Consider the following 18191-nt stretch of genomic DNA (forward strand, 5'->3'; position numbering starts at 1 on the left):
GGTGTTCCCTTGGGAAACGACAATGGCGTTGAAGAGTCCTCGGCGCTTCGGAGCAATCGGCGCAAGGCAATAGGGGCGGCAGGCATCGGGTGGGGATTGGACGGGTTCACCTGGACGATGTACGGGTTTGCCTTGACCGCAGCCCTTCCGGCTCTTGGAATTACGGCCGGGATGTCCGGATGGATCACTGCAGTGAGCATCGTTGCCTCTGCCTTGGGCGGATTGATTTTTGGCAACCTTGCAGACAGGTATGGGCGGGTGCGCGTGCTCTGCTGGGTGATTGTCGGTTACAGCGTGTTCACTGCGCTGACGGCCACTTCACAGGATGGAGTCCAGTTCATGATCTGGCGCATCCTTGAGGGATTGACCTTCGGCGGGGAATGGGCAGTTGGTGCAGCCCTTGTCGCGGAGTATGCCCGTCCTGAACGCCGGGGGCGCGCGTTGGCGTTCGTGCAGAGCTGCTACGCAATCGGTTGGGCACTGTCGACTGTCGGGTACCTCGTGATCTTCTCGGTCGCACCGGCCGAGCTGGCGTGGAGGTTCTTGTTCCTTGTCGGCATCTTGCCTGCCCTCTTCGCGTTTGTGATTCGCCGTACCACCCACGATGCCGTACCGGTGACAGCGAAGACTGTCCAGGAACGCCCAAGGGTGTCCGAACTCTTCGCCCCCGGACAGGTCAAGCTGACGGTATTCGCAACACTATTGGGTGTTGGAGTGCAGGCCATCTACTACTCGGTCTTTATCTTCCTGCCCACCTATCTGCGGGATGAACGGGGACTGAGCGTTGTGGGTACGGCCACGTACACCTGGATTGCCATTGTTGGCTCGTTCCTTGGCTACCTCGCCTCCGGCGTGCTGCTGGACTGGTGGGGCCGGCGTCCCACCTTCCTGTTCTTCTTCCTGGGCTCGGCGGGCAGTGTCGCAATCTTTGTGCTGACGCCCTTGGCCGGCCCCGAAATCGGGGTCCCCGTCATCTTCTTGCTGGGCTTTTTTGCCTCTGGCCAGGCAGGCGGGACCGGAGCATACCTTTCGGAACTTTTCCCAACCCGTATCCGGGCTACCGGGCAGGCATTCTCCTACAACCTGGGTCGGGCCTTGGCTGCCTTCGGCCCCCTGACCGTCGGTATTGCCGCGGCATCCATTGGCTGGGGCAACGCCATCTTGCTGATCGCTTCCTGCGGTGTGGTCATCGGGTGCATTGCCTTGGCGGTATTGCCCGAAACCAAAAACCGAAAGCTCGTAAATCTCGATAACGAAAAAACGCCGCACACCGTTCGCGGCTAGGAAAGGCAAGACACAGTCATGACGACAGGTTTACAGTCGGATCTCCAGGTCGCGGTCGACACGGGAGGAACTTTCACCGACGTAGCGGTGCGCAGGAGCGACGGGTCCCTCTTCGTGTGGAAAGTGCCCTCCACGCCGGATTCCCCGGACGAGGCAGTGGTTCACGGAATCACCAGCGCGATCCAGGAGATACACGCCGACGAATCCTCAATCACGCGCTTTGTGCACGGAACAACAGTCGCAACCAACACCGTCATCACGCGCACCGGCGCAAAGGTGGGGCTGGTGACAACACGCGGATTCCGGGACCTGCTGGCCATCGGGCATCAATCACGTCCGCTCCTTTACGATCAGCATGTACACCGGGCAACATCGTTGGTCCCCACAGAGTTCATTGCCGAGGTTGACGAACGCATTGACTTCACGGGCGCGATCCTGTCCCCGCTCAAGGAAGAGGATCTGCGCGCTGCAGCAGACAAATTGAAGGCTGCGGACTTGGATGTCGTGGTCGTCTCCTTCCTGAGTTCCTACGTCAATTCCGAGCACGAGCAACGTGCGGTGCAATTCCTGCTGGACGCAAAGGCGGCGCCCGCGATTTTTGCAGCATCGGCCGTTTCCGCGGAAATCCGTGAGTATGAACGAACCTCAACCGCCGTCATCAATGGATACGTGCAACCTAAAATTTCCGGGTACGTCAAGCGACTGGAGAAGAGCGTCGCCGCTGCCGGGGTTCCCGCGAAGATGTGGATCATGCAGTCCAACGGAGGATTGCTCAGTCCGCAAACAGCGGCAGAACACAGCGCGCGTACCGTGCTATCAGGACTTGCAGGCGGTGTGGTGGGGGCGGCCAACTGGGCCCGACAGCTCGGTCTTGACCGTGTGGTGAGCTTCGATATCGGAGGGACCAGCACTGATATTGCTCTGATCCGGGACGGCAAACCCGACGAGACTTTCGCTGGCGAAATTGATTCGATGCCCTTGCGGTTGCCCTCGGTGGACGTCCATACCATTGGCGCCGGCGGCGGTTCGATCGCCTGGCTGGATTCCGGCGGGGGACTGCGCGTAGGTCCGCAGAGTGCAGGCGCTGTTCCCGGCCCCATATGCTACAGCCGCGGTGGCACCGAACTAACGGTTACTGACGCCCACGTAGTGCTCGGCAGGCTTGGTACCTCCTTGCTCGGAGGACGGTTCGCCATGGATATCGAGGCGGCTCGGAAACGGATGGAGTCCTGGGGAGAGGCGGTTGGCCTGAGCGCCGAAGATACGGCGGAAGGCATCATCCGCGTCATCAATACCACGATGGCACGCGGTGTGCGCAAGGTGAGCGTTGAACGGGGAGTTGACGTCCGTTCCTGTCACCTCATGGCATTCGGAGGTGCAGGCCCACTGCACGGTACTGACCTGCTGCGTGAACTGGGCATGACATCGGCCGTCATTCCGCCGATCGCCGGGATTGCCTCGGCCGTGGGCATGCTGGATGCTCCCGAAAGACACGATTACTCCGTTGCTGTCCATCTTGACGAATCCGATTCAATGGACTCGGTCGATAGAGCCTTCTCGAAACTCGAGGAACAGGCCCTCTCCGTATCCCCTCAGGCGGATTGCCGACGTTGGGTTGACGCCCGCTACGTAGGGCAGAGCTACGAATTGACCATCCCGTACGTCGGGGACTGGGCCGGACAACGCGCTGCCTTCGACCACGCTCACGCCGAGCGTTACGGCTTCAGTGACGTCGGGGCGGCAGTGGAACTCGTGGTGGCCCGTGTTGTCTCCACCAATGGTGCTCCAACCCCAAGTGTTTCCGCCCAGTCATTGAACCGGGCAGCCGGCATTCCGCAGCCTGTAGAACACCGCGACGTCTACATAGACGGTGCCTGGCGTCGCACGCCGATCTATGAGCGCGCCGACTTCGGCCCAGGCGCTACGCTCGATGGCCCACTGATCATCAACCAATTCGATACCACGGTCTTCGTTCGCCCCGATCAAACATGCACGAGCGACGAGTTTGGATTCCTCCACTTGATCATGAAAGGACAGCAATGAGTATCCAGACATTGAGAGAGCTCAACGCCGTAGAACTGGAGATTGCCCGCAATCGGTTGGAGTCGATTTCCGAAGAAGTGGGCATGGGACTGATTCGAACCTCCTACTCACCGAATATCAAGGATCGCCGGGACTGCTCCGCTGGCATCTATGGGCCCGACGGGGAACTGATCTCCCAAGCTGAGCACATCCCGCTGCACTTGGGCCTTATGCCCACTCTCATCCGGCGTGCGCTGGAAGAATACGGTCGTGAGCGACTTGTACCCGGGGATGTCCTGATCACCAACAACCCGTACCTTGGCGGATCCCATCTGCCCGACATCTGCGTGATCACGCCGATCTTCCGTGCGGGGGAGGTAGTTGCCCACGTCGCCAACATGGCGCACCACGTGGACGTTGGCGGAGCAACTCCTGGGTCCATGTCCACCCATTCGACGGAGATCTTCCAGGAGGGCATCAGGATTCCGCCGATGCGCCTCTTCGCCGCCGGCACTCTGCAGGAAGAGGTACTCGCTCTTCTGCTGATGAACATGCGCACTGCGGATAAGACGCGGGGGGACCTCATGGCGCAGGTCGCTGCCAACCGTCTGGGTGAACGCCGTGTGGGTGAGCTGGTTGACGAATGGGGTGTCGAAGGGTTCCGCGACTCTTGGACCGCACTCATTGACTATTCCGAACGCCGGACACGGGCCGCCATTGCCAATCTTCCTGACGGTACGGGCCGTTTCACCGATTACCTTGAACATAATGGCGTACGTCCGGACCGGTTGCCGATCGTGGCTGAGGTGACCGTATCAGGTGATGAGATCACGGTGGATTTCTCGGAATCTGCCGATCACGCCGCAGGAGCGGTGAACTGTTCCTACGCTGTTGCCGAGGCATGCGTGGCTTATGCGGTGAAGCTGTTGGCCGATCCGACGCTGCCCTCAAACGCCGGCCTTATGGCACCCATCACCGTCAATACCCGTCCCGGCAGCCTCGTCGCTGCAGAGTTCCCGGCACCGGTCGCCAACGGCAACACCCAGACTTCGCAACGCATAGTAGATGCCGTGCTTGGCGCCTTCCATACGTTCTCTCACGGCATCGTGCCCGCAGCCTCGAGCGGCAGCATGAGCATTGTGACCATCGGCGGAATTGACCACCGCACAGGAGGCTACTTCTCTTATGTGGAGACCTACGGCGGCGGACAAGGGGCCATGCCGGACATGGATGGCGCATCGGCCGTGCATACGCACATGACCAACACCCGGAACACGCCTTGTGAAGTGATTGAACGTGAATACCCGCTGCGGGTCCTCACGTACGAAATCGCGCACGGCACCGGTGGCGCCGGGCGCTTCACCGGCGGTAACGGTTTGGTCCGCCAACTCGCCCTGACCGGCGGATCGGCCTCGGTGGTTGCGGCCACCGCGCGCGTGGCCGAAGGGCCGTGGGGGCTTGAAGGAGGTTCCGCTGGCCACCCGGCACGCGTGGTACGCCACGATGAGAATGGCTCCCATGAGCTGGAAGCAATGAGTCGTTTTGAGCTGACCGCAGGGCAGAGCATTCTCATCCAGACGGCTGGCGGTGGGGGTTACGGTCTGCCAGGCTCACCGGCCGCTTGAATGGCGGGCCACCGAAGTGGCTGCCGACGGTAACCTGTGCAGGCCGCCACAAGGCACCGTGAGGGCGCAGATTAGTCATTGATTGTAGGACGCCGGGACCCGTGCCTCCACCTGTGGTTGGGGCACGGGTTCGGTGGCGTTCGTTCCCGGGCTTTCACGGGAAATAGTGGAGAATAGGCGCAGTGACCAGTACGCGAGCCATGTTCAAAAAGCCCAAGTCCGTCCTGCGCCGCGTAGTGAATGTGTTGCTCGCCGCCGTGCTGATGCTGGCGGGGCCCGCCGTGATGATCACCAGCTATCAGCAAGTCCACGCCGACGAAGAGCTCGCCCGCACCGGCGTCCACGTCACCGGGACCATCACCTATTTCAGCGACGCCAGGAAGGCGTCGAACCGGGACATCACGGTGGAATTCGTGGCGGCCGACGGCGTGAACCGCTACGCCCATGCCCCCTTGGATCATGAGCAGCACCCGTACATTGGCGAGCAGGTTACCGTCTCCTATCGCGAACAACAACCAGATCAGGCAGTTGTGCTCGGCTATTGAAGCACCAACAAATTCCTCGGTGGCGTCGGCCTGATCCTGACGGCAGTTCTTACAACGCCTGGCGTCGTCCTGATCCCTTCGAAGGTGTGGAGGAGGCAGCGGGACAAGCCCCGCAGCGGCTCCGGGACTCGACCCTGACCAAGCCTCCCAAAGGCCTGCCGGCAACTATTTGGTTGCGGCCGCGTGTTTCGCCTTGTAGCGGTTCCGTCGTGCCCGGAGGTATAGCGCTCCGATGGCAGCAACGATGACGGGAACTGTAATGCCCAGAGGAGCAGCCCAGTCCTTGGTGACGTCGCTGACGACTTTGAGGATGCTGACGTTGACGTTGATGTTGCGTGTGTAGGTTTCAACTTCGAATTCGCCGTCGACGTTCGGAATGGGGGCGATCAGCCGGAGGGTCAGCGTTTGCGTGCCGGGTTTGTTGGGTGTGATGTACCAGCCCCATTCGCCAACCTCGTCGCTTGGCAAGGCGATAACGCCTGAGGAATCGCCACGCCGTTCGATGTCGAAGCCTTCACCGGTGAGGTCGGCGCGCATGAGGGCGCAGATCCGCGGGTGTTCGGTGGCTACCGGACTGCCGCTGGGGAAGCCTGTGGCCGGGTTCTCTTCCGCGCCGTGCAGGGCGACCCGAAGGATGAATTCTTCGCGGCTCCCCAGTTCCATGGCTGCCGGAGGTGAGTAGGCAACTGTGCCCTTGAGGCATTTCTCCAGATATTCCTGGACATCACTTCCGGGCTCTGCGGAGGACGTTGCCGTGGGGTCCGGCGTCCCGGTGTCGCTGGGGACGGGGCTGCCGGAATTGCTGCCGCTGGCTGTTGGAGTCGTGGAAGGAACAACAGGGGTTCCTGTTGGCTTTGGCGTGCCGGTTTCTGTTGGCGGCGGTTGTGCCTGCTTTATCTGGAGCTCGATGGCTTGTGACTCGCCCTGGGCGTTCGTGATTCGGGCGGTGTAGGCTCCGGGGGCCGGATAGGTGTGGTTCGTGCCGGCGCCGCAGGGGAATGTGATGGGGGCCGTTCCGTCTCCGGCGTCAAATGAGCAAACCGCCGACGGCGGATACGTCACCTTTGGTTTGAAGGTGCATGACGACGTGTTGCACGCGGCCGAGTAACTCACTGACAGCACCCCCGCATTCGTCGGTGCGGGTTTGTCTGGGCCGAAATCCGGACCCACTCCTCCCAGGGCGGACGCCAAGCCAAGCAGCAATGCGCCGGCCCCCCGACTCCAGCGACTTATTCCGCTCCGGCGCTTCGGCAAGTAGAGCATGGCATACCGAACCCATTGAGTATCCGCGACGATGCACGTCCTTTAGGGGCAGTTTGCGCCCTCACGTGGCCGGATTCAACCATCGATTTTATTGTGGGATGAAGTGGGAGAACGCCATCAGCGGGGGCTTTCCAGAGCGCCGGTGATGCCGCAATTCCCGGGATAAGATCCAGCACCCGGAGCGCGGCCCGGACGAAGTCATTCCCGCTCCGGCCTGAACCAACGTGGTCAGTGCGTGTTGGCGGGGCCGAATGTTGCACCGGCGTCGGTGGACACCACGACCTCATCAACGGTGGCCACCCACAGGGACGGACTCCCGCCGGATCCGTTTCCTGCCGCGATGGCCTGGACCTCGGATGCGACGCGGCCTTTCCTGGTCCAGGTAACACCGGCGTCGGCGGAGTGGTACGTGGTCCCGTCCGGAGCCACGCCGAAGGCTTCGGTGGGGTCCGCGAACGCGGCGAACTGGATCACTGGTCCGTCGGGGACCGCTTTCCAGGTCTTCCCGCCGTCGGTGGAGCGCTGGATCCCGTTCTCTGTGGTGGCCAGCACCGTGTCAGAGTCGGCATGTCCGGCCAGGACGGCAGGGGCGAAACCGGCAGCAGCGACCTCCCAGGCTTTCCCGTCAGCACTTCCGCGCAACTGGCCGTCGTAGCCGACAATTCCGGACTTGGTGACTGTCAGGGCGTGGAAGTCTGATTCGCCTTGCCGGGAGAGCGGTTCCCAAGTCTTCCCGCCGTCGGTGGATTTCATCAATCCCAGCGGGTCGGGCAAGGACGATCCGGGCCCGGGATGGCCGGAGGTGTAGAAGACGTTACCGGCGCCAACGGTGAAACCCATGAGGTCGTTCGTGTCACCGATCTTGGTCGCGGGGGTAACAGTAACGTCAAACAAACCCTCGTGGGTGGCGAGCAGGACCTGGCCGGACTCACTGTTGACGGCCAGCGCGTGCACGTGGTTGCCGGGCAGCGCGTTGTCCGTCATCCCATGTGAAGACTCTGCAGGGCCGGAAGACGGAGAGGGCTGGGTGCAGGCAGCCATGGCAGGAAGGAAGGCGAGGAGTGCGGCGACTCCTGCGGCCCGGTATAACGACGGTTTGGCTAAAGGCATGGGAAGCTCCAGGGCTCGATGGCGGGGATGAGTCAAAGACGAAGGGAGTGCCGGCCCTTCCAAGGCCGGCACTCCGCTTGCTGCTAAAGGACGGCGCCGGCCGCTAGAGGCCGGCCAGCAGTTGCTCCATCTCCTTGATCTCTGCCTCCTGCGCGGTGATGATCTCCTTGGCCAACTTCACGGCATCGGTGTTCTTGCCGTCGCGGGTTTCCGTCTCCGCCATCGCCACGGCACCGCGGTGGTGGGCAATCATCTGCGACAGGAACAGTTTGGCAGCCTCGGTACCCTGGGCTGCGTCGAGTTTGGCCATGTCATCGTCACTCATCATGCCGTCCATGCTGTGGCCCGAGGGCATCATCGTGGACTCGTTCCAGCCTTTCAACCAACCGGTCATTGTCTCGATTTCCGGGCCTTGGGCATCCTTGATACGGGTTGCCAACGCGCTCACCTGGGCAGGGATGTCCTGCTTGGCGAGGATCATCCCGCTCATCTCCACGGCTTGGGCATGGTGGGGGATCATTGCCTGCGCGAACATCGCGTCGGCCGCGTTATGGTCCCCCGCGCTCGCGGGCGCAGATGGCGCGGGGGCGCTGGAGGAGCCCATATTTCCGTGGTCCATCCCGGGCATGGACGTCCCCGACGAACCGGGGGTTCCGGTGCTGCATCCTGCGAGTGCCAGGGAAGCGACAAGGGCAACAGCGGAGAGGGGCAAAAGCTTTTTGGTTTTCACAGAACAGTCCTTCAAACGGGTACTCGTGAACGCCAAGGCGCTCACGGCAAAGCGGGATATGTGAATGCCGGACCGGAAGCCCGGGCGCCGCCGAGGGGGCGGCGCAAGACAGAGTGCCCCCCCGGGTAGGCGGGGCGCAGGCCGGTGCCTATGTTCTGCTGATCGACAGTTCGCCCGGGGAAGGACTTCCGGGCAGGTAGGACCATAGCGTGCTGGAACCTGTAGCGACAGGCCGGAATGAAGACGGCACTGTAGTGGAGGTGTCCGGCAGCGGGGCTGCCAGGACGCCGGTTGCGGTTGAGGGGACACAGAAGACGCCCATCGCATGCTCCGTGGAGCAGTTCCCCGAGCAGGCGCATTGTGCCGGTCCACCCGCGGCCGGACCCACGGCCGGACCGGCGTCGGCCTCCGCATCAGTGGTGCCGGCCCCACCGCGGTGGTGGTCGTGGGCGGCGGTGCCATGGTCCACCGTTTCAACGGATATGACCGTTGTTGTTGCTGCGGTGGTCATGGGGTGTTGGGTGTGCAGACCGGTCATGACGTGCATCCCCAATACGCCGGCGATCAATGCCATGACTGTCACCAGCAGCCCGATGCTAAGGAAGGTCCCGGTCATGGTCCGGCGTGCCTGCATGACTGTCTCCTTCCTTTCGTGCGGGTTGCTTGGCTTCTTGTGCTTCCAGCCTATCGGCCCCCGGCGCCGCCCCGATCCGTGGGGTGGGACGCCCGGTGCGTGGTTGGTTTAACGAACCTGGGAGGGGTTCAGTTTCACCCTTCGGAGAAGCTGAGCGTTCAGGGCCACGACGATCGTGGACGCAGACATGAGTACTGCCCCGGCTGCCGGGGACAACACGACCCCCGCGAAGGCCAGGACGCCGGCAGCCAATGGCACGGCGATGATGTTGTAACCGGTGGCCCAGATGAGGTTCTGCCACATCTTGGTATAGCTGGCCCGGGACAGATCAACCATGGACAGCACGGCGCGGGGATCGTTGCCGGCCAGGATGACTCCGGCCGATTCCATGGCGACGTCGGTGCCGGCGCCGATGGCGATGCCGACTTCGGCCCGGGCCAGGGCGGGGGAGTCGTTCACCCCGTCACCGACCATCGCAACTTTCAGCCCGCGGGCCTGCAGTTGCGCGACCTTCTTGTCCTTGTCGGCCGGGAGGACCTCGGCGAAGACCTCGTCGATGCCAAGCTCGGCCCCCACAGCATCCGCAACCTGGCGGGCGTCACCGGTGATCAGAGCCACCTTGATGCCCCGGGCCTGCAGGGCCTTCACTGCCTGCCGTGACTCCGGACGGATCGCATCTTCCAGGCTCACCGCTCCGAGGATCCGGTCACCGTCTACGACGTGCAGCACCGCAGCGCCACGTCCGGCCCATTGCCTGGTGGTGGCGGCCATGGCGTCGGTTTCGGTCAGGTCGAGTTCGCGGAGCAGGGCCGGCCCGCCGACCTGCACTGTCCGGCCATCGATCATCGCCCTCACTCCGCGGCCGGTCATTGAGGAAAATCCGGTCGCGGTTGGCAGGTCCAGGCCTTGGTGGTGCGCGGCGCGGACGATGGCCCGGGCGACGGGGTGTTCACTGTCGGATTCCACGGCTGCGGCCACTGCCAGCAGCTCCCGGGGCGTGGTGCCGTCGACGGCGGTGATGTCTTTGAGCTCAGGTTCGCCTTTGGTCAGGGTGCCGGTCTTATCGAACAGGACGACGTCGACGGTGCGCATCCGTTCAAGGGCCATCCGGTTCTTGATCAGCACCCCGACCCGGGCGGCTTGTTCGGTGGATATGGCGATGACCAAAGGGATGGCCAGGCCCAGTGCGTGAGGGCAGGCGATGACGAGCACTGTGACAGTGCGGGTCACGGCTTCGGGCAGGCTGCCGGGCAGGATCCAGGCGATGAAGGTGACGACGCCGGCGATCGTGGCGAAGTAGAACAAGAACGCCGCCGCCCTGTCGGCCAGGGCCTGGGCTTTGGTCGAGGAAGCCTGCGCTTCCGCGACCAGCCGCTGGATACCCGCCAGGGCTGTGTCCTCTCCGACGGCGGTGACGCGCACCCGGACGGTGTTGTCCGTGGCGACTGTGCCGGCAACCACGGGGTCCCCGGGCCCTCGGGCGACGGTCTTGGACTCGCCGGTGATCATGGATTCGTCGAACTCGGCCTGCCCCTCCACGATCGTCCCGTCCGCGGGCATCCGGGCCCCGGAGCGGACCAGCACTACATCCCCTGGAGCGAGGTCGGTGACCGGGACTGTTTCCGTGCCGTTGGGGGTGACGCGTTCTGCTTCATCAGGCAGTAAAGCGGCCAGGGCATCCAGGGCACCTTGGGCCGAACCAAGGGCGCGCATCTCGATCCAGTGCCCCAGCAGCATGATGGCGACCAGCAGCGCCAGTTCCCACCAGAAGTCCAGATCGAAGTTCCCGATCCGCAGGGTGGTGGCCCACGAGGCGATGAACGCGACGCTGATTGCCATGGCAATCAGCAGCATCATGCCCGGCTTCCTGGTCTTCAGCTCACTGAGTCCTCCTTTGAGGAACGGCATGCCGCCGTAGAAGAAGATCACGGTGCCCAGCGCTGGTGGGATCCAGGCCGAGCCCGGGAACTCCGGCGGCATGTAGCCGAGCAGGTGGGCGAACATCGGGCTGAAGAACACCACCGGGACGGATAATGCCAGGGTCAACCAGAACCGGTCCTTGAACATCGCCGTACTGTGCCCGGCATGCTGCCCATGGCTGTGCACCATATGGTCGTCGTCCGGACCGTGGCCGTGGTGCTGTTTGTGCTGGCCGCCGTGCATTTCAGGGCTGTGCCCGGCGTGGTGTGCGTGGTCCGGTTCGGAGTCCCTGACCGGTGAGTGGGAGTTGTGCTGCGTGTGCTCTGTCATGACGTGCTCTTCCAGTAAACGGCCGCTTCAACGCCGCAGGAGGCGGCGCTGGAGGTGCGATGGATGCTGGGGATGAACGGCTGTGAAAGAGGGCGGACCCTCCGGGACATACCACTTCACTGACAACACCATCAATATACCCCTAGGGGGTATGCGCGGCAAGGTGCTCGCGGCTGGAGCTACGTGACTTCAATGGACCCCATCATTCCCAAGTCTTCGTGGTCCAGGATGTGGCAGTGATAGACGGACCGCCCGCGGAAGTCTTTGAACGCCACCCTGACCTTCACCCGCCCGTTGGCGGGTACATTGACCACGTCCTGCCAGATGGCATCGTCCACGGACTGACCGTTCTCCTCGATGATCTGCATGGGCCAGACATGAAGGTGGAACGGGTGATCCATGGGACTGGCGTTGGTCAGCGTCCATTCCTCCACGGATCCGGAAGCCACCCTTGTGTCTATCCGCGCTTCCTGGAATTCCTTGCCGTTGATCGTGAAGCGCATCATGCCTCTGCCCATGCCGGCGGCCAGTACGATCCGCCGGCGTGCCGCCACTGCCGCTGACCGCAGGTCTTCAGGTACGTCCTGGATGGGCACCGTCGGCAGTTGCGGGACCGGTTCGCCGGCCACGCGGAGAGTTGCCAGTGCCGTACCGTCCGGCTGGTCGGCCGGGCCTCGTTCTCCGGGCATCTGCCCCATCATCCCCGGCATACTTCCCCGGTCCTGGTAGAGCGCGCGCAGGACCGATCCGCCGTCGGAAGTGGTCACAAGAAGGTCAGCGCGGTTTCCTGGCGTCAGGAGAACTTCATTGACTGGCTTGGGCGCCGGGAACCGGCCGGAGTCCATGCCCAGCAGTTGCATTTGCTGACCGTCGAGCCGCAACCGCAGGTAGCGGGCCACGCAGGTGTTGACGATGCGCCACCTTTCGCGCTGGCCCGGGCGGGCATCGAAGTGTGGGTTGCTTTTACCGTTGACAAGGAGCAGTTCACCCTGCCGGCCCATCATCCGTTCCATCATGGGCACTTGTGCAACGTTCCCTTGCCCATCAAGGGTGGTGTCCGAAATAAGCAGCACACGTTCCAGGGCTGACTCAATCGGTTTCCGGTCCTCGACGATGATTGCTCCGAAGAGTCCGGCGAAGATCTGGTCGGCTACCGTGCCGTGATGGTGGGGGTGATACCAATAAACGCCCGGGGGATGGTCCGCAGGGAGTTTGTAGCCGTAGGAAAAGGCGTCGCCGGGGTTCACCGAAACAAAAACGTTGTCGCCGTTGCCTTCCGGTGAAACATGGAGCCCGTGCACATGCAGGTTGGTGGCTTGGGCAAGGTTGTTGACGAGTTCCACGCGGAGCACATCGCCTGGAAACAAACGAAGCGTTGGGCCGGGAATACCGCCGTTGTAGCCCAGTGCCGCGGCTTGCCGTCCTCCCAACACCATCGGTCCTGGTGCTGCTTGGAGGCGGACCTGCAACTGGCCGTTCGTGCTCCGCACTTCCGCGGGCTGGACCAGTTCGCCGCCCGGCACGGCCGTCGTCCGCGAGGCCAGGGTCCTGGCCAACCCGCCCCCGCCGGCCGCAGTTGCCGCTATGCCCAGCCCGCCCAGGAGCAACGCCCGACGGCGACTGAGCGGCTTCATTACGGGCCCTCACCAAGCACTTTGAGATGTTCGCGGTACTGGTCCGCCGTGAGTTCTCCTCTGGCAAAGCGCTCATCAAGGATCCGGCGGGCCGTGCTCCGTCCCGTGGGCGGGATGCCCCCCGGAATCTGTGGGCCGGCGGGTCCGTGTCCGCCAAAGACCTTGACTGCCAGAAGTACCAGGATCGCGACGCCGACCAGCAGCAGGGGGACCCACAGCCACATCCACATCATGCCTTGTCCGTAACCCCACATCATGACCGGTCCTTCCGCTTTGGAGGTTTATTCCAGTCATAGCGCGGAGCCATGGCGGCTGGTAGGGTCCGAGGTCCCGGGACGGCATGCTGCCGTCCCGGCAGTGGGAGTTCTGCCCCCTTCGGATTCAGTTCCGGATGAGATCCAGGACGGCATCCCGAACGGACTGCATGGTTGCGGCATCATTGGCCTCAACGTTCAGGCGGAGCAGCTCCTCGGTGTTCGATGCCCTGACGTTGAACCACCAGTGACCTGATTCCGCGGCTATGGTCAGCCCGTCCGACTCGTCAAAGGCAACTCCGGGTGCCGGTTCGTAGGAGTTCCGAACCGCCGCGATGGCTTGATCGGCATCGGTGACAGCGGAATTGATTTCGCCGCTGGCAGAGTACGGCTCGAACTTGCCGGCAAGCGTGGAGAGGGGCGCATCCTGTTCGCCAAGGGCAGCGAGGACATGCATCGCGGCCAGCAATCCCGTGTCCGCGTTGTAGAAGTCGCGGAAGTAGTAATGGGCCGAATGCTCGCCTCCGAAGACAGCGTTTTCCTCAGCCATGCGTGCCTTGATGAAGGAATGGCCAACGCGCGTGCGGACGGGCCGTCCACCGGCCTGTTCGACGAATTCAGGCACTGCCCGGGACGTAATGAGGTTGTGGATGACGGTCGGGGCGGCCTCGCCCTGCGCCTGGGCCCGGGCAATTTCGCGGACGGCTATCATCGCGGTTATTGCCGACGGCGATACCGCCCGCCCTGTCTCGTCGACGACGAAGCAGCGGTCCGCGTCGCCGTCGAAGGCCAAACCAATATCGGCACCGTGCTCCAGGACGGCTGCCCGCAGGTCCAGCAGGTTCTCCGGCTCCAAGGGGTTGGCGGGGTGGTTCGGGAACGTCCCGTCCAGTTCGAAGTACAGGGGGACAATGGTGAGGGGCAGGCCGTCCAGCAATTCGTTGCCCAAGACGGCCGGAACCGTCAAACCTGCCATGCCGTTCCCTGCGTCGACAACAACCTTGAGGGGTCGCACGGTGTCCAGATCGATGAGTGTACGCAGCTTCGCGGCGTAGTCGCCAAGGACATCAAGCGGGGCGATATTCCCTGCCCTTTGCGCCGTGGGGTAACCCCCGTCCAGGTAGCGTTGCGCAAGATCGCGTATGGCGAGCAGCCCCGTGTCGGATGAAATGGGAACGGCCCCGGCTTTGGCCATCTTGATTCCGTTGTACTGGGAGGGATTGTGACTTGCCGTGAAAATGGCACCTGCGGCGTCGAGCGCACCGCTGGCAAAGTAGAGCTCATCGGTGGAAATCAGCCCGAGGTCGTACACCTCGGCACCCCGGCGGGACGCCCCGAGGGAGAACGCCGAGACGAATCCCCAGGATGACGGGCGCATGTCGCCTCCGCAGAGAACCTTCCGGCCGGCGAGGCCCAGGACGTCGACGAAGGCGGCGCCTATGGCTTCGGCGGCTTCGTCAGTGAGTGAATCACCTACGATGCCCCGCACGTCGTAGGCCTTGAACGCGGATGAAAGATCCATGTGACTCCTAAAAAGCACCCGTGGTGACAGCTTGCGGTTTTTGGGCCCTAGCGTGTGCCGAAGTCGGTATCGGTATAGGAACCTACGTGCCGGGCGTGGCCGGCACCGCACGTGCAGGTGTTCTCCACTTCAACGCGCACGGCCAAGGGGGCGTCGCCCTCGATGGTGAGGGAGAGGGGTTCGTGGTTCGGGGTCGATACCTGGAGGGTGCCGTGGGGTGAAATGACAGACATGACGGTCCTTTGCTTGATTGGTTGATTGGTTTTGGGATGAATGGTTTGGGGTGGGCTGCCGGTGTCAGCCCATGGCATCCAGCACGCCGCGCACAATCGTGGCAGCCGCGCCAAGATAGGCCAGGATGATCAGCAAAATCTGCGCTGCGCGGGCCGAAACGCGTTTGGCAGCCAGGTCACCCAGCACCAGTCCGGCCAGGCAGGCAGCCGCGACGGCGAGCCACATCGTCATGGGTAGAACCGGAAATGACGCGGGGGCGGTGATGGCTTTGGAGAGGAGGGAAAACGAGCCGATGGTGAAGAAGTAGGGCTGCATGGTGGCGGCGAAGGACTTGTGCTGCCACCGGGTTGCGATGGAATACATGCTGACCGCCGGTCCGCCCACTCCTGCTGCGGTATTCATGAAGCCGCTGAGTCCGCCTGCCGCGAAGAGGTACCGACGACGGCGGGGGAGGACTGCCGATTTCATCACCAGCAGGACTGTCAGCCCGATGGCGAGGATGACTCCGATCGAGATCTCAAGGACCGGAGGCGGCAGGTACCGGATGAGGATGGCCGCCGGCACGATTCCCGCCAGCGCCGACGCAGCCAACGCCAGGTACTGTTTCCAGTCAATATCCCGAACGACGCGGAAGATAATCGCTCCCGCGGTCACGGCTCCGCAGACGTTGACCAGCACCACGCCCTCCACCGGGCCCAAAAGCAGGACCAGGAACGGGGCCGCCACCAAAGCAAACCCCATCCCGGTGACACGCTGCATGCCGGCGCCCATGACGACGGCGCCCAGGACCAGCCCGGTGGTCAGCATCTAGGCCCTCCACGCCACGTACTGGACCTCCTCAAACTCCTCCAGGCCAAGGCTGGACCCTTCCCTGCCGAGGCCGGACTGCTTGGCACCGCCCATGGGGGCGAAGGCTACTGAGGGGAGGGGGTCGTTGACTCCGACGATGCCTGCCTCCAGCTGCTCAGGTACTTCCCAGCCCCGCCTGGCGTCCTTGCTCCACACGTAGGCAGCAAGCCCCATTTCAGTGGCGTTTGCCTTGCTGATGGCTTCGTCCTCCGAGGCGAAGGTGACAACACCGGCCGCAGGTCCGAAGACCTCGTCGCTGACCAACGGCGCGTCCGCGGGAACGTCGACGAGGAGGGTGGGTGCCATGAAGGAACCCTGGCCGGGGACCTGGGTACGTTCGGTGACGCGGCGTGCGCCGCGGTCCAGGGCATCATCGACCAACGCCTGCACGGCGCGCACCCGGTCGTCGTCGATCACGGGTCCCAGATCGGGGACTGCCGAGTCACCTTCGGGAACGCCGTGGCCGATCGTCAACGCATCGAATTTCGCCGCCAGTTTCCGGGCGAACTCGTCCGCGATGCTGTCCTGAACCAGGAAGCGGTTTGCGGCTACGCAGGATTGGCCGGTGTTCCGGAGCCTGCCAAGAACCGCCCCTTCCACGGCCGCGTCAAGGTCGGCATCCTCGAACACAATGAACGGGGCGTTGCCGCCCAGTTCAAGCAGCGGCCTCACAATGCGGTCCGAGGCGGACGCCATGATCTGGCGGCCAACCCCGGTGGAGCCGGTGAAGCTGACAGCGCGCACGGCGGGGTGCTTGAGCAGCGCTGCGGTCGTTTCGCGGGACGGGCCGTGGACCAGGTTCACGACGCCGGCAGGGAAGCCGGCGTCATGAAGGACTTCGAAGAGCCCGGTGGCGGCCAGAGGCGCCTTGTCAGAGACGCGGCCCACGACGGTGCATCCGGCGGCGAGCATGGCCGCCAGCTTTCGGGCCTGGATGGAGACCGGGAAGTTCCACGGGGTCAGGCTCAAAGCCACACCTATTGGCTTGCGCGTGCTGAGATGGCGCCGGCCCCTGAGCTCGGGTGGGCTGACCGTTCCGGTGCTGCGGCGTACTTCCTCCGCGAACCAGCGGAAGTATTCCACGGAGAAGTCCACTTCGCCTTGGGCTTCCGGTAGCCGCTTGCCGGCCTCCAACGCCAACGTGTGGGCGAGTTCGTTGCGTCGCTCGGCCAACAGGGCGGCCGCATTTTGAAGGAGGTCTGCCCGGGTCCGGACGGTGGTCCGGGACCAGCTGCCAAAAGCCTCCGCTGCTGCATCGGCCGCCCGTGTTGCGTCCGCGGCATCGCCCCACGCGACCTCCCCGACTGTGCTGCCATTGCCTGGATCCAGCACATCCTTGGAGGAGTCGGACGAATGCCAGGTCCCATTAATCAGGTGGTGTGCTGATTTCAGGTTCACGATGTTGCCTTTCGGATGCTCATCCCTTGCTGGCGCCTGCGGTGATGCCCGCTACAAAGTAGCGCTGCAGGAAGATGTAGGCGACGACGACTGGCAGGGATGCCAGGATGACGCCGGCGAACAGCAGGGGATAGTTGGTTTGGAATTCACCTTGGAAACTGAGCAGTGCCAGTGGCAGTGTGCGGTTTCCGGGGGACTGGATGAACAGGAGCGGATACAGCAGTTCATTCCAGTGGATGACGAACAGGAAGATGGCCGCGGCCGCGATGGATGGTGTCGAGAGCGGCAGGGCGATGGAGGCGTAGGTCTTCCACGGGCCGGTGCCATCGATCGAGGACGCTTCGTAGAGTTCCTTGGGCAGGGTGCGCATGAAGCCACCCAGGATGAACACGGCGATCGGCAGGGTTGAGACGACGTTTGCCAGGATCAGTCCCGTGAGGCTGTCCAGGAGTCCGAGCCGACCGAAGAGCACATAGAGCGGGACCATATTGGCTTGGGCCGGGATTGCCATGCCCAGGACCAGGAATCCGAAGATGGCCCACGACACGAATCCCCTGAGCCGTGACACTGCATAGCCGGCCAGGCTGGCGATGAACAGAGTGAGCGGAACGGATATCGCGGTGACGATCACGCTGTTCAAGAATGACGAGCCGAGGTTCTGGCCACCAATGACTTCGGCATAGTTGGACGGGGAGAGGGATTGCGGCAGGCTGAAGGGGCCTTCGAACAATTCCTGTGTTGATTTGAAGCTGCCAAACCCCACCACAGTCAGTGGGACGATGATGATCAGCGCGTAGATGCCGAGGATGGCGCGGCGGCTTATTGAGGCGAGCATGC

16 protein-coding genes are annotated in these 18191 nt (G+C 63.3%); 4 read left to right on the plus strand and 12 right to left on the minus strand.

Translation table 11 applies throughout. The features are described from left to right. Window positions 1–9 precede the first annotated feature (9 nt). From AUR_RS19280 to AUR_RS19295, 4 genes are all read left to right on the plus strand, one after another. A complete protein-coding gene (locus tag AUR_RS19280; RefSeq protein WP_206616290.1) occupies window positions 10–1284 on the plus strand; it encodes an MFS transporter in 1275 nt (424 codons plus the stop codon). 18 nt (window positions 1285–1302) lie between these two features. Further along, on the plus strand, window positions 1303–3327 hold the full coding sequence (locus AUR_RS19285; protein WP_062096617.1) for a hydantoinase/oxoprolinase family protein: 2025 nt from the start codon (window positions 1303–1305) through the stop codon (window positions 3325–3327). Further along, complete coding sequence (locus AUR_RS19290; RefSeq protein WP_062096620.1) at window positions 3324–4931, plus strand: hydantoinase B/oxoprolinase family protein; 1608 nt, start codon at window positions 3324–3326, stop codon at window positions 4929–4931. Before AUR_RS19285 ends, AUR_RS19290 begins: the two co-directional genes overlap by 4 nt. A 182-nt stretch (window positions 4932–5113) precedes the next feature. Next, the gene (locus AUR_RS19295) at window positions 5114–5476 is read left to right on the plus strand and encodes a DUF3592 domain-containing protein (protein ID WP_128397288.1); all 363 of its coding nucleotides are present in this window, start codon (window positions 5114–5116) and stop codon (window positions 5474–5476) included. A gap of 165 nt (window positions 5477–5641) precedes the next feature. On the opposite strand, the gene AUR_RS19300 is transcribed toward AUR_RS19295, so the two are convergent. The 12 genes from AUR_RS19300 to AUR_RS19350 form a co-directional block, all read right to left on the minus strand. Continuing rightward, complete coding sequence (locus AUR_RS19300; RefSeq protein ID WP_128397289.1) at window positions 5642–6589, minus strand: hypothetical protein; 948 nt, start codon at window positions 6587–6589, stop codon at window positions 5642–5644. A gap of 378 nt (window positions 6590–6967) precedes the next feature. Then, entirely contained in the window at window positions 6968–7849 is an 882-nt protein-coding gene (locus AUR_RS19305; RefSeq protein ID WP_062096628.1) for a F510_1955 family glycosylhydrolase, read from the minus strand. 103 nt (window positions 7850–7952) lie between these two features. Then, window positions 7953–8579, minus strand: coding sequence for a DUF305 domain-containing protein (locus AUR_RS19310; RefSeq protein WP_225740039.1), 627 nt, complete (start codon window positions 8577–8579; stop codon window positions 7953–7955). A gap of 148 nt (window positions 8580–8727) precedes the next feature. Beyond that, on the minus strand, window positions 8728–9213 hold the full coding sequence (locus AUR_RS20655; protein WP_062096630.1) for a hypothetical protein: 486 nt from the start codon (window positions 9211–9213) through the stop codon (window positions 8728–8730). A 108-nt stretch (window positions 9214–9321) separates the two neighbouring features. After that, on the minus strand, window positions 9322–11463 hold the full coding sequence (locus AUR_RS19315; RefSeq protein ID WP_062096632.1) for a copper-translocating P-type ATPase: 2142 nt from the start codon (window positions 11461–11463) through the stop codon (window positions 9322–9324). A 179-nt stretch (window positions 11464–11642) separates the two neighbouring features. Beyond that, window positions 11643–13097: a multicopper oxidase family protein gene (locus AUR_RS19320; protein WP_062096634.1), complete on the minus strand. Its 1455-nt coding sequence runs from the start codon at window positions 13095–13097 to the stop codon at window positions 11643–11645. Continuing rightward, window positions 13097–13354, minus strand: coding sequence for an SHOCT domain-containing protein (locus tag AUR_RS19325; RefSeq protein WP_062096635.1), 258 nt, complete (start codon window positions 13352–13354; stop codon window positions 13097–13099). Before AUR_RS19325 ends, AUR_RS19320 begins: the two co-directional genes overlap by 1 nt. 124 nt (window positions 13355–13478) lie before the next feature. Further along, a complete protein-coding gene (locus tag AUR_RS19330; protein ID WP_062096637.1) occupies window positions 13479–14873 on the minus strand; it encodes a phosphomannomutase/phosphoglucomutase in 1395 nt (464 codons plus the stop codon). Window positions 14874–14920: 47 nt separating this feature from the next. Continuing rightward, on the minus strand, window positions 14921–15106 hold the full coding sequence (locus tag AUR_RS19335) for a hypothetical protein (protein WP_062096639.1): 186 nt from the start codon (window positions 15104–15106) through the stop codon (window positions 14921–14923). A gap of 64 nt (window positions 15107–15170) precedes the next feature. After that, complete coding sequence (locus AUR_RS19340) at window positions 15171–15914, minus strand: sulfite exporter TauE/SafE family protein (RefSeq protein ID WP_062096641.1); 744 nt, start codon at window positions 15912–15914, stop codon at window positions 15171–15173. After that, window positions 15915–17354, minus strand: a complete 1440-nt coding sequence (locus tag AUR_RS19345) for an NAD-dependent succinate-semialdehyde dehydrogenase (RefSeq protein WP_128397290.1) — start codon at window positions 17352–17354, stop codon at window positions 15915–15917. A 19-nt stretch (window positions 17355–17373) separates the two neighbouring features. After that, on the minus strand, window positions 17374–18189 hold the full coding sequence (locus AUR_RS19350) for a carbohydrate ABC transporter permease (protein WP_062096644.1): 816 nt from the start codon (window positions 18187–18189) through the stop codon (window positions 17374–17376). Window positions 18190–18191 lie beyond the last annotated feature (2 nt).

Origin of the sequence: Paenarthrobacter ureafaciens (genome assembly GCF_004028095.1) — a bacterium.
Lineage (GTDB): Bacteria > Actinomycetota > Actinomycetes > Actinomycetales > Micrococcaceae > Arthrobacter > Arthrobacter ureafaciens.

Bases quoted from the DNA above. Each gene is read 5' to 3' on its own strand.
- AUR_RS19285 (WP_062096617.1), top strand. From the start codon at position 1,303: ATGACGACAGGTTTACAGTCGGATCTCCAGGTCGCGGTCGACACGGGA.
- AUR_RS19290 (WP_062096620.1), top strand. From the start codon at position 3,324: ATGAGTATCCAGACATTGAGAGAGCTCAACGCCGTAGAACTGGAGATT.
- AUR_RS19305 (WP_062096628.1), bottom strand. From the start codon at position 7,849: ATGCCTTTAGCCAAACCGTCGTTATACCGGGCCGCAGGAGTCGCCGCA.
- AUR_RS20655 (WP_062096630.1), bottom strand. From the start codon at position 9,213: ATGCAGGCACGCCGGACCATGACCGGGACCTTCCTTAGCATCGGGCTG.
- AUR_RS19315 (WP_062096632.1), bottom strand. From the start codon at position 11,463: ATGACAGAGCACACGCAGCACAACTCCCACTCACCGGTCAGGGACTCC.
- AUR_RS19320 (WP_062096634.1), bottom strand. From the start codon at position 13,097: ATGAAGCCGCTCAGTCGCCGTCGGGCGTTGCTCCTGGGCGGGCTGGGC.
- AUR_RS19325 (WP_062096635.1), bottom strand. From the start codon at position 13,354: ATGATGTGGGGTTACGGACAAGGCATGATGTGGATGTGGCTGTGGGTC.
- AUR_RS19330 (WP_062096637.1), bottom strand. From the start codon at position 14,873: ATGGATCTTTCATCCGCGTTCAAGGCCTACGACGTGCGGGGCATCGTA.
- AUR_RS19335 (WP_062096639.1), bottom strand. From the start codon at position 15,106: ATGTCTGTCATTTCACCCCACGGCACCCTCCAGGTATCGACCCCGAAC.
- AUR_RS19340 (WP_062096641.1), bottom strand. From the start codon at position 15,914: ATGCTGACCACCGGGCTGGTCCTGGGCGCCGTCGTCATGGGCGCCGGC.
- AUR_RS19350 (WP_062096644.1), bottom strand. From the start codon at position 18,189: ATGCTCGCCTCAATAAGCCGCCGCGCCATCCTCGGCATCTACGCGCTG.